The 9,713-nt window shown below is 69.0% G+C and carries 10 protein-coding genes; 1 reads left to right on the top strand and 9 read right to left on the bottom strand.

Features of this window, described 5'->3' with window-relative positions:
* Window positions 1-81: 81 nt before the first annotated feature.
* The 6 genes from prcA to arc form a co-directional block, all read right to left on the bottom strand.
* Complete coding sequence (prcA, locus tag Vse01_RS09500) at window positions 82-915, bottom strand: proteasome subunit alpha (RefSeq protein WP_093405988.1); 834 nt, start codon at window positions 913-915, stop codon at window positions 82-84.
* Between the two features lie 60 nt (window positions 916-975).
* Window positions 976-1,815 carry a proteasome subunit beta gene (gene prcB / locus Vse01_RS09495; protein ID WP_170863473.1) on the bottom strand — a complete coding sequence of 280 codons (840 nt, stop codon included), beginning with the start codon at window positions 1,813-1,815 and terminating at the stop codon, window positions 976-978.
* Window positions 1,734-2,255: an endonuclease VII domain-containing protein gene (locus Vse01_RS09490; protein ID WP_232511298.1), complete on the bottom strand. Its 522-nt coding sequence runs from the start codon at window positions 2,253-2,255 to the stop codon at window positions 1,734-1,736. The genes prcB and Vse01_RS09490 overlap by 82 nt, the downstream gene beginning before the upstream one ends.
* A gap of 186 nt (window positions 2,256-2,441) precedes the next feature.
* Window positions 2,442-2,657 carry a ubiquitin-like protein Pup gene (locus tag Vse01_RS09485; protein ID WP_013734319.1) on the bottom strand — a complete coding sequence of 72 codons (216 nt, stop codon included), beginning with the start codon at window positions 2,655-2,657 and terminating at the stop codon, window positions 2,442-2,444.
* 118 nt (window positions 2,658-2,775) lie between these two features.
* Window positions 2,776-4,293, bottom strand: a complete 1,518-nt coding sequence (dop, locus tag Vse01_RS09480) for a depupylase/deamidase Dop (RefSeq protein WP_093405997.1) — start codon at window positions 4,291-4,293, stop codon at window positions 2,776-2,778.
* Window positions 4,294-4,482: 189 nt separating this feature from the next.
* Window positions 4,483-6,264 carry a proteasome ATPase gene (arc, locus tag Vse01_RS09475; protein ID WP_093406000.1) on the bottom strand — a complete coding sequence of 594 codons (1,782 nt, stop codon included), beginning with the start codon at window positions 6,262-6,264 and terminating at the stop codon, window positions 4,483-4,485.
* A 178-nt stretch (window positions 6,265-6,442) separates the two neighbouring features.
* Between arc and Vse01_RS09470 the strand changes: the two genes are divergently transcribed.
* On the top strand, window positions 6,443-6,736 hold the full coding sequence (locus tag Vse01_RS09470) for a ferredoxin (protein WP_093406155.1): 294 nt from the start codon (window positions 6,443-6,445) through the stop codon (window positions 6,734-6,736).
* A 29-nt stretch (window positions 6,737-6,765) separates the two neighbouring features.
* On the opposite strand, the gene Vse01_RS09465 is transcribed toward Vse01_RS09470, so the two are convergent.
* From Vse01_RS09465 to Vse01_RS09455, 3 genes are all read right to left on the bottom strand, one after another.
* Entirely contained in the window at window positions 6,766-7,338 is a 573-nt protein-coding gene (locus Vse01_RS09465; protein WP_093406003.1) for a hypothetical protein, read from the bottom strand.
* A 114-nt stretch (window positions 7,339-7,452) separates the two neighbouring features.
* Window positions 7,453-8,439 (bottom strand): tRNA (adenine-N1)-methyltransferase, encoded by a 987-nt coding sequence (locus Vse01_RS09460; protein ID WP_232511299.1) that lies wholly within the window; start codon window positions 8,437-8,439, stop codon window positions 7,453-7,455.
* Between the two features lie 32 nt (window positions 8,440-8,471).
* The gene (locus tag Vse01_RS09455; protein WP_139233156.1) at window positions 8,472-9,635 is read right to left on the bottom strand and encodes a site-2 protease family protein; all 1,164 of its coding nucleotides are present in this window, start codon (window positions 9,633-9,635) and stop codon (window positions 8,472-8,474) included.
* Between the last annotated feature and the right edge of the window lie 78 nt (window positions 9,636-9,713).

The raw sequence follows: 9,713 nt of genomic DNA, 5'->3' as shown, positions 1-9,713 counted from the left end.
ACCGTCGACCGTCGACCCCGAACGAGACAGCGCCCGACACGGTCGAAACCGCTCGGGCGCCACCATCGTTCGGGGTGAAGATCAGGTGCCGGAGTTGTCGCCCGGCTTGTCCTCCAGATCAGCGGAGCCAGCCGAGGTGGTCGGCTTGTGCCCCTCCTCGGTCGGCGTGGTCGGGGTCTGCGCCCGGCCACCCTCCGCTGCCGACCCGCCGGCCGCATCGCCGTCCAGCAGAGCGGTCAACGCGGCACCGGTGATCCGCCGGAAGGTACGACCCACCCGGCTACGGTCCAGGATCGCGACCTCCAACTGGTCGCCGGCGATCGTACGGGCGGCACCGCCCTCGCCGCCGACGCTGCCCAGCGCCTGCACCGCCACCTTGACCGCGTCGGCGAGCGACATGTCCGGCCGATGGTTCGACTTCAGCACCCCGGAGATCGCCTCGGCCTGACCGCCCATCGCCATCCGGCCCGGCTCGTCGGTCACCGACCCGTCATAGGTGCACCGGTACAGCGAGTCCTCCTCCGGCGTGGCACCCACCTCCGCCACGCAGATCTCCACCTCGAACGGCTTCGACTGCTCGGTGAAGATGGCACCGAGAATCTGCGCGTACGAGTTGGCCAGTGCCAGACCGGTCACGTCCCGGCGGTCGTAGCTCAGACCGTTCAGGTCGGCCATCCGCACACCCGCCCGGCGCAGGTTCTCGAACTCGTTGTACCGCCCCACGGCGGCGAAACCGATCCGGTCGTAGATCTCGCTGACCTTGTGCAGCGTGCTGGAGAGATTCTCGGCAACGAAGAGCACCCCGCCGGTGTAACTGACGACCACCGAGCTGCGTCCCCGAGCGATGCCCTTGCGGGCCAACTCGGAACGGTCGCGCATGATCTGTTCGGGCGAGGCGTAGAACTGCATGGCCACGGCGGCGGCTCTCCTTCGGGCGGTACTCGGGAAACGGGATCAGCTGCGGGCACGGGCGGCTCAGCCGCCCGGATTCTCCATCCGGCCGGCGACGACGCTCTCCGCGATCGCCGAGGTCTCCGCGTCGGTCAGCCGGTGCGTGCCCTCCGCCGTCGCGGTCATCACCACCGGGTAGATCCGCCGCGTCAGGTCGGGACCGCCGGTCGCGGTGTCGTCGTCTGCGGCGTCGTAGAGCGCCTCGACCGCCAACCGCACCGCGTCGTCCACGGACAGCCCGGTCCGGTACCGCTTCTTCAACGCCGACTTGGCGAACAGCGAACCCGAGCCGATCGCGTCGTAGCCAGTCTCCTCGTACGGGCCGCCGGTGACGTCGAAACTGAAGATCCGCCCGGCCCGCGCCGGATCGCTGGCCGCCAGGTCGATACCGGCGAAGAGCGGAATCACCGCCAGCCCCTGCATCGCCGCGCCCAGATTGCCGCGAATCATCGAGGCGAGCCGGTTCGCCTTGCCGTCGAGGGAGAGCATCGCGCCCTCGATCTTCTCGTAGTGCTCCAGCTCAACCTGGAACAGCCGCATCAGCTCGATACCGATCCCGGCGGTGCCGGCGATGCCCACCAACGAGTACGCGTCGGCGGGGTGCACCTTCTCGATGTCCCGCTGGGCGATCAGGTTGCCCATGGTGGCCCGCCGGTCACCGGCCATCACGACGCCACCGGACGCGGCGATGGCCACGATCGTGGTGGCGTGCGGGGCCAGATCGGCGGCCATGCCCGGGGGCAGCGCCCGACGGCCCGGCAGCATCTCGGGGGCCACCTTGCTCAGGAATGCCGTGAAGGAGGACGTCCCCGCGTTGGTGAACACATCTGGAAGACGCCCGGATGGATCAAAACCCGCTGCCACGTGGTTCCTCTCAGGTACGTGATGGCCCTGGCCAGCCTCGTCGGACTGTCACGGAACTGGCCAAGACCACCGTTGCAGTTGAAGCAGAGTATCCCGCGCACCCACCCGGTGCGATGATCGTGGTCCACATGTTCCGGATCGGGGTCACCGCAGACCGCGCAGACACCGCCCTGCTCGGCCAGCAGCTCGTCGAACTCCTGTTGCCCGATGCCGTACCGCCGCCGCAGGTGATACTCGCGATTGCCGCCGTAGAGCCGCTGCTTGGTCTCGTTGGTGCGGGTGTTGTGGCAAGGCTTGCAGTAGGTGGCGTAGCCCGAACTGTCAGCACGGTTACGCGGGAAATCAAACAGTGGCTTGACGCTGCCACAGTCCGCGCAGAAGCGATGTCCGTCGGCCACCTCCCGAGCTGGCTTCACCTCTCGGCCAAACTGGAGCTTCACTCGCTTGGCATAGCTCGCCTTCGACCTGACATTGAAGCAAGGCTTGCAGTAGCTGCCACGACCGCTGGGACGCTTGCTACTCGTACAAAACTCCGCCAGCGACTTCCACTCTCCGCAGTCACGGCATCGGCGTTGACCTTGCCGGTCATCCGAAAAATCCACCATGTCCGACTTCTACCTATATGTTCACTGACCTCCTTTCTGTACGTAACCTCTCACGAACTCTTCGGCGTTTTCTTCGAGGACGGAGTCGATCTCGTCGAGCAGGTCGTCGACGTCCTCGGTGATCTCGGCGTGCCGCTCGGCGACCTCCGGATTCGCCTCGACGGTGACGTCCTCGACCTCTTCGCCCTGACGGGACTTGCCCGACTGCGACTGACCGCCGCTGTCACGAGTGGCCATCGTTGCCTCCTCCACGATCTCCCTGCGATGAACTTACCTCGCGGGAGCGACGAAACGTTCCCCGCGCGCCGGTACCGGCGCGCGGGGAACGAACAGCTGACGGACGCGAGCCGGTGGGTCAGCCGCCGGTCAGGGTCTCCAGCAGATCCTTGGCGCTGGCACAGCGGTCGAACAACTCACCGACATGCCGCCTGGTGCCGCGCTCCGGCTCCATCATCGGCACCCGCACCAACGACTCGCGACCGACATCGAAGATCACTGAATCCCAGCTGGCGGCGACCACTTCGGAGGCGTACTGGGCCAGGCAGCGCCCCCGGAAGTAGGCCCGGGTGTCCTCGGGCGGCTCCGTCATCGCCGTACGGCTCTCCTCGTCGCTGAGCAGCGTCTTCATCGACCCGCGGGAGACCAGCCGGTGGTAGAGGCCCTTCTCCGGGCGTACGTCGGAATACTGCAGGTCGACCAGTTGGAGCTTGTGCGAGCCCCAGCCGAGCTTCTCCCGCTCCCGGTAGCCCTCCAGCAGCCGCAGCTTCGCCACCCAGTCGAGTTCGTCGGCGCAGAGCATCACATCGCGCCCGAGCCGGTCGAGCACGTCCTCCCACCGGTCCAACACGTCGGCGGTCTGCTCGTCGACGTCGTTGCCGTAGCGGTCGTCGACGAACGCGCGCACCCGCTCCAGGTAGGCCCACTGCACGTCCATGGCGGTCAGCCGGCGTCCGTCGCGCAGCCGCATCAGGTGCGACAGCGACGGGTCGTGACTGACCGCGCGCAGTTCGCCGACCGGGTCGGCGATGCCGAGGTCGGGGCCGAGCGCCTTCTCCTCGATCATCGTGAGGATCAACGCGGTGGTGCCCACCTTGAGGTAGGTGGAGATCTCCGAGAGGTTCGCGTCTCCGATGATGACGTGCAGCCGGCGGTACTTGTCCGCGTCGGCGTGCGGCTCGTCGCGAGTGTTGATGATCGGCCGCTTGAGCGTGGTCTCGAGGCCGACCTCGACCTCGAAGAAGTCGGCCCGCTGCGAGATCTGGAAGCCGCTCTGACCACCGTCCTGGCCGATGCCGACGCGGCCGGCGCCGCAGACGACCTGCCGGGTCACGAAGAACGGCGTCAGGTACGCCACGATGTCGGCGAACGGCGTCTGCCGGCGCATGAGGTAGTTCTCGTGCGCGCCGTAGCTGGCGCCCTTGTTGTCGGTGTTGTTCTTGTAGAGGTGGATCGGTGCCGTGCCGGGGATCGTGGCGGCCCGCCGCGCCGCCTCCGCCATCACCCGCTCCCCCGCCTTGTCCCAGCGGACGACGTCGCGGGGGTTGGTCACCTCGGGGGTGGAGTACTCCGGGTGGGCGTGGTCGACGTAGAGCCGTGCCCCGTTTGTCAGGATCACGTTGGCCAGGCCGAGGTCCTCGTCGGCGAGCGCCTCGGCCGGGTCGTAGGCCGCGCCGGAGTAGGTGAAACCCCGGGCGTCCCGCAGCGGTGACTCCTCTTCGTAGTCCCACCGGGCCCGGCCACCGCGGTTCAGTTCCGGTCGGGCGCCGTAGGCGTTGACCACCTGGGAGGAGGTGACCATCGGGTTGGCGCCGGCCTGGCCGGGCACGGAGATGCCGTACTCGACCTCGGTGCCCATGATTCGTCTAACGCTCATCGACCTACCCGCTTCGTTTGCCCGACCGGTCCCCGTCATGTCGAGCGTAGTCGCCACTTCGCCAACCGGGGGCGTGGCGGTGGGGCGGGTCCGCCCCGGGACCGGGATGGCGGGCCTTGTGCGACACGGTCCGGGAGTACGACGGGGCCCGCGACGCGGTGCGTCGCGGGCCCCGGTGGCGCCGGCCGGTCAGAGATACTGACCGGTGTTGCTGGCGGTCTCGATGGAGCGTCCGGCCTCGGTGCCCTTGCCGCCGGAGACGAGCGTGCGGATGTAGACGATCCGCTCGCCCTTCTTGCCGGAGATACGGGCCCAGTCGTCCGGGTTCGTGGTGTTGGGCAGGTCCTCGTTCTCGCGGAACTCGTCGACGCAGGCGTCGAGCAGGTGCTGCAGGCGCAGTCCCTTGCGTCCGGAGGTGAGGAACTCCTTGATGGCCATCTTCTTGCCCCGGTCGACGATGTTCTGGATCATCGCGCCGGAGTTGAAGTCCTTGAAGTACAGGACTTCCTTGTCACCGTTGGCGTAGGTGACCTCCAGGAAGCGGTTCTCCTCCGTCTCCGAGTACATCCGCAGCACCACCGCGTCGATCATGGCGGCGACGGTGGCCTGGGGGTCGCTGCCGTGTTCGGCCAGGTCGTCAGCGTGCAGCGGCAGGCCGGGGAGGATGTACTTGGAGAAGATGTCCTTGGCCGCCTCGGCGTCCGGACGCTCGATCTTGATCTTCACGTCGAGTCGTCCAGGACGCAGGATCGCCGGGTCGATCATGTCTTCCCGGTTGGAGGCGCCGATGACTATGACGTTCTCCAGCCCTTCGACGCCGTCGATCTCGCTGAGCAGCTGCGGCACGATGGTGTTCTCCACGTCGGAGGAGACACCGGAGCCACGGGTGCGGAAGACCGAGTCCATCTCGTCGAAGAAGACGATGACCGGCGTGCCTTCGCCGGCCTTCTCCCGAGCCCGCTGGAAGATCAGACGGATGTGCCGCTCGGTCTCGCCGACGTACTTGTTGAGCAGCTCGGGGCCCTTGATGTTGAGGAAGAAGCTGGTGTGCTTCTCCTCGCCCCGCCGCTCGGCGATCTTCTTGGCGAGCGAGTTGGCGACCGCCTTGGCGATCAGGGTCTTTCCGCAGCCGGGCGGGCCGTACAGCAGGATGCCCTTCGGCGGGCGCAGCTGGTGCTCCCGGAACAGGTCCGCGTGCAGGAACGGCAACTCCACCGCGTCGCGGATCTGCTCGATCTGGGAGTGCAGGCCGCCGATGTCGGTGTAGTCGACGTCCGGCACCTCCTCCAGCACGAGTTCCTCGACCTCGCTCTTGGGAATCCGCTCGTACGCGTACGCCGAGCGAGGTTCGATCATGAGCGAGTCGCCGGCCCGGATCGGACTGCCGATCAGGGTCTCGGCCAGGTGCACGATGCGTTCCTCGTCGGAATGCGAGACCACCAGCGCCCGATCGCCCGGCGCGCCTTCGGGACCAGCGAGGATCTCCTTGAGCATGACTACCTCGCCGACCCGCTCGTAGCCGAACGCGTCGACGATGTTGAGCGCGTCGTTGAGCAGGACCTCCTGGCCGCGCCGAAGCTCGTCGACGTCGAGCGAGGGCGAGACGGCCACGCGCAGTTTCCGTCCGCCGGTGAAGACGTCAACCGTGCCGTCGTCGTGCTTGGCCAGGAAGACGCCGTAGCCACTTGGGGGTTGAGCGAGCCGGTCGATCTCCTCCTTGAGCGTCACGATCTGCGCGCGAGCTTCCTTGAGGGTGCTCACGAGCCGTTCGTTGTTCTCGGTCAGCCGCGCCAACTGCGCCTGGGTGGCGGCCAGCCGCTCTTCGAGCTGCCGGACGTGTCGGGGGCTCTCGGTCAACTTGCGCCGCACCAGAGCGAGTTCCTCTTGAAGGAACGCGACCTGCGTGGAGAGATCGTGGGCCTCCTTCTCCCACCGTGCGGCGCGCGAGTCCGCGTCGTCGCTGCGTGCCACGTCCCACCTCCCCGGGGGGCTTGAACGTTCTGACCTAACACTAGCCGCTATGAGCCCGATTCGGTCCTCCGCAACGCGCCCGTCACCGAAGCTTGATCGCCAAGGGTGGGTCGACGGGCGCATACGGGCATTCGGGTACCGTCGAGGGGTGGGACGGGAGAACATGGGGGGTGCACCGGTGGCCGAGGTCGCGACCGACCAGCTGCAGGTCTGGGTCGACCAGGATCTGTGCACGGGCGACGGGCTGTGCGTGCAGTACGCGCCGGAGGTCTTCGAGTTCGACGTCGACGGGTTGGCTTACGTCAAGGGTCCCGACGGTGAGCTGGTGCAGGCACCGGGCGGCCGGGTGGACGTGCCGGAGCACCTGCGCCTTGAGGTGATCGACTCGGCGAAGGAGTGCCCGGGCGAGTGCATTCACGTCGTACGCGGCAGCGACGGCGTCGAGGTCGCCGGACCGGAGGCCGAAGACTGACCCGCTGATCCCGGAATCACCCGGTCGGGCTACAGCAACGGGCGACCGACCACCGAGGCGACCAGCCGGGCAAACTCCTCCAACCGGGCGATCTGTCCGGCGCCGCCGTCGTCGAGCGTCTTGCCGAAGCGCAGTGCGTCGTGCCGCGGGCCGCCTGCGCTCTCCTCGCCCGGCGGCGACTCGTCGAGCGAGGTCAGCAGCAGGTAGACGTCGATGCTGTCGACCCGGATCTCCCCGTTGTCGTGGCGGAACAGCCGGCGTCGGCAGCCGACCTCGGTGACCGAGGAGACCGGCACCACCCGCAGCGAGGAGGTCATCGAGCCGGGCGGCCCCTCCCCCGGTGGCACGTCCTCGCCGTGCCAGAGCACCAGGCGGCTGCCGTCGCAGACGACGACCTCCTGCCACACGCCGTTCACCTCGTTGACGAAGCGTTCCAGGGTGAAGCCGAGCACCGACGCCCCGCGCAGGACGCCGCCGAGCGCTTCCAGGGCGACGTCGGGGTCACGCAGGTAGGCGCGCGCCGCGGATTCCAGGTCGGTGTACGGAGACCAGTCGGGGAAGACCGCGGGCAGGTCGCCACCGCCGAAGCCGGGCCGGCTCATGCCGGCCCTCCGCTGCGCTGCGGGCCGACATTGCGCTGCGGACCAGCATGAGGCACTGAGGCGCTGAGTTGATGATTCGCTCGCTGACGCTCACTCATCGGATCACCTCCGCCGTCACGGCCTGTCCGTCTCCTGCGCCACGTCGGGTCGTGTCTGCTCGGCGGACGCCTCGTGTGGCGGTACGGCCGCCTGCCGGGCCGCCTCCACCTCGCGTAGCGCCTGGCGGCGTTGCGCGTACGCCTCGGTGCCCTTGCTGGGTTTGCGACGCCGGGGCGGGGCGGTGACTCCCGGGGCGAGCTTACGCGCGGAGACGAGGAAGGCGGTGTGGGCGATCATCCGGTGGTCGGGGCGGACCGCCAGCCCTTCGGCGTGCCAGTCCCGGACCAGTGACTCCCAGGCCCGCGGCTCGGTCCAGCCGCCGCGCTCGCGCAGGGCCTCCACCAGCTCGGACAGCTGCGGGGTGGTGGCCACGTAGCCGATGAACACGCCGCCGGGCAGCAGCGCGCGCTCGACCATGTCGAGGTTCTCCCAGGGGGTGAGCATGTCCAGGATGATCCGGTCGAAACCGGTCTCGCGGCACTCGGCGACATCACCGACGTGCAGGTGCCAGGCGGGGTGCGAGCCGTGGAAGAACGACTCGACGTTCCGTCGGGCGATCTGGGCGAAGTCCTCGCGGAGCTCGTAGGAGTGCAGTTCTCCGGCGGTGCCGACCGCGCGCAGCAACGAGCAGCTCAGCGCTCCGGAGCCGGCGCCGGCCTCGAGGACCTTGGCCCCGGGGAAGATGTCACCCATGGCGACGATCTGCGCGGCGTCCTTGGGATAGATCACCTGGGCGCCCCGGGGCATGGAAAGCACGTAGTCCGACAGCAGCGGGCGCAACGCCAGGAATGCGGTGCCGCCGCCGGAGGTGGTGACCACGCTGCCGTCGGGCAGGCCGATCAGCGCATCGTGCGCCAGGATGCCGCGGTGGGTGTGGAACTCCTTGCCCGGCTCCAGGGTCACCGTGTGCATCCGCCCCTTGGGGTCGGTCAGCTGCACCCGGTCGCCGGGTTGGAACGGCCCACGCCGCACGGCGGGCGGCTCCACCTTCTGCTCGGGCAGGTCGCTGGCCGGGTTGGCGGAGTGGGTGACGGTCACGTGTTCATCTTCCGGTGAGGTTCGAGCAGTTGAGCCAGATCCGCGATGTGCAGAACGCCGACGACATCTTCGCCTGCCGTCACGACGTACTGTGCGCCCGGGTGGGTCTGCACGGTCTCCAGCACCCGTTCGCCGTCCGTGTCCACCGGCATGGCCGGCAGGTCGGCGAGGGTGCGGGCGACCGCGTCCACGGCCAGCCAGGGGCGGCGGGCCTCCGGCACCGCCGCGGCGGCGGCCGGGTCGACCAGGGCCACCGGCCGGCCGGTGGAGTCGGTGACCAGCAACGCGGCCGGGTGCTGCGGCTCGGTGGTCGGGTGCGTCTGTGCGGCACGGCGCTGCGCCTCGGCCAGCGGGGTGCCGGTGGGCACGGTGTGCACCGGACGGGCGAGGGTGGCCAGATCGACAAGCGGAAGCCGCCGGCCGATGCGGGACATCCGGATCGACTGTCCGGCGCCGTGCCAGAGCGTGAGGGCGACAAGTGCCGTCAGCGGCAGGGCCAGCAGGCTCAGCACGTCGATCGCGTAGAGCGCGGCCACCAGCAACGCGGTGCCGACGGCGAGGATCCGTCCGGCCCAACCGGCGACCTCGGTGGCCCGGTGCCGGTCCCGGGTCAACGCCCAGACCACCGCCCGCAGCGCCCGACCGCCGTCCAGCGGCAACCCGGGCAGGATGTTGAACAGCGCGACGATGACGTTGCTCGCCGCGAGTTGAAAGGCGAGCTGGTCGGCCACGGTACGGTCGGGCAGGGCCAGCGTCGCGGCGACGGCGGCCGCGCCGAGTACGGCGGAGACGGCCGGCCCGGCCAGCGACACCAGCAGGTCCACCCGTGGCGAGGGTGCGTCGCGGTCCATCTCGGTGTAGCCGCCGAGCAGTTCCAGGGTGATTCCGCGCACCCCGATGCCGAAGCGACGGGCGGTGAGGGCGTGGCCGAGTTCGTGGGCCAGCACCGAGCCGAGCAGCGCGAGGACGAAACCGGCGCCGACGAGGTAGCCGCCGAGCGGGGACAGTTGCAGTCGTTGGCCGGCCAGTTCGCCGTACAGGACCGTGATCAGGAGGGCGAGCAGCAGGATCGAGCCGTTCAGGTAGAGCGGCACCCCGAGAATCCGGCCCACCCGCATGCCGGGGCGCTGGCCGGCCCGTGGTCGCCTGCGCTGTTCCATCGGGCTGATGCTACGCGGCGGGAGATCACGTACCGGAGCGGCGGCGGTCGGCCTGTCATACCGGTGGCCTAACCTTCC

Origin of the sequence: Micromonospora sediminimaris (assembly GCF_016863575.1) — a bacterium.
GTDB classification, from domain to species: domain Bacteria; phylum Actinomycetota; class Actinomycetes; order Mycobacteriales; family Micromonosporaceae; genus Micromonospora; species Micromonospora sediminimaris.
The sequence above is the reverse complement of the archived record's forward strand: the minus strand, read 5'-3'. Positions and strand labels throughout refer to the sequence as shown.

Coding starts and splice junctions, on each gene's coding strand:
- Vse01_RS09465 (WP_093406003.1), bottom strand. CDS start 7,338: ATGAGCCGGCCCGGCTTCGGCGGTGGCGACCTGCCCGCGGTCTTCCCC.
- dop (WP_093405997.1), bottom strand. CDS start 4,293: ATGAGCGTTAGACGAATCATGGGCACCGAGGTCGAGTACGGCATCTCC.
- Vse01_RS09485 (WP_013734319.1), bottom strand. CDS start 2,657: ATGGCCACTCGTGACAGCGGCGGTCAGTCGCAGTCGGGCAAGTCCCGT.
- Vse01_RS09455 (WP_139233156.1), bottom strand. CDS start 9,635: ATGGAACAGCGCAGGCGACCACGGGCCGGCCAGCGCCCCGGCATGCGG.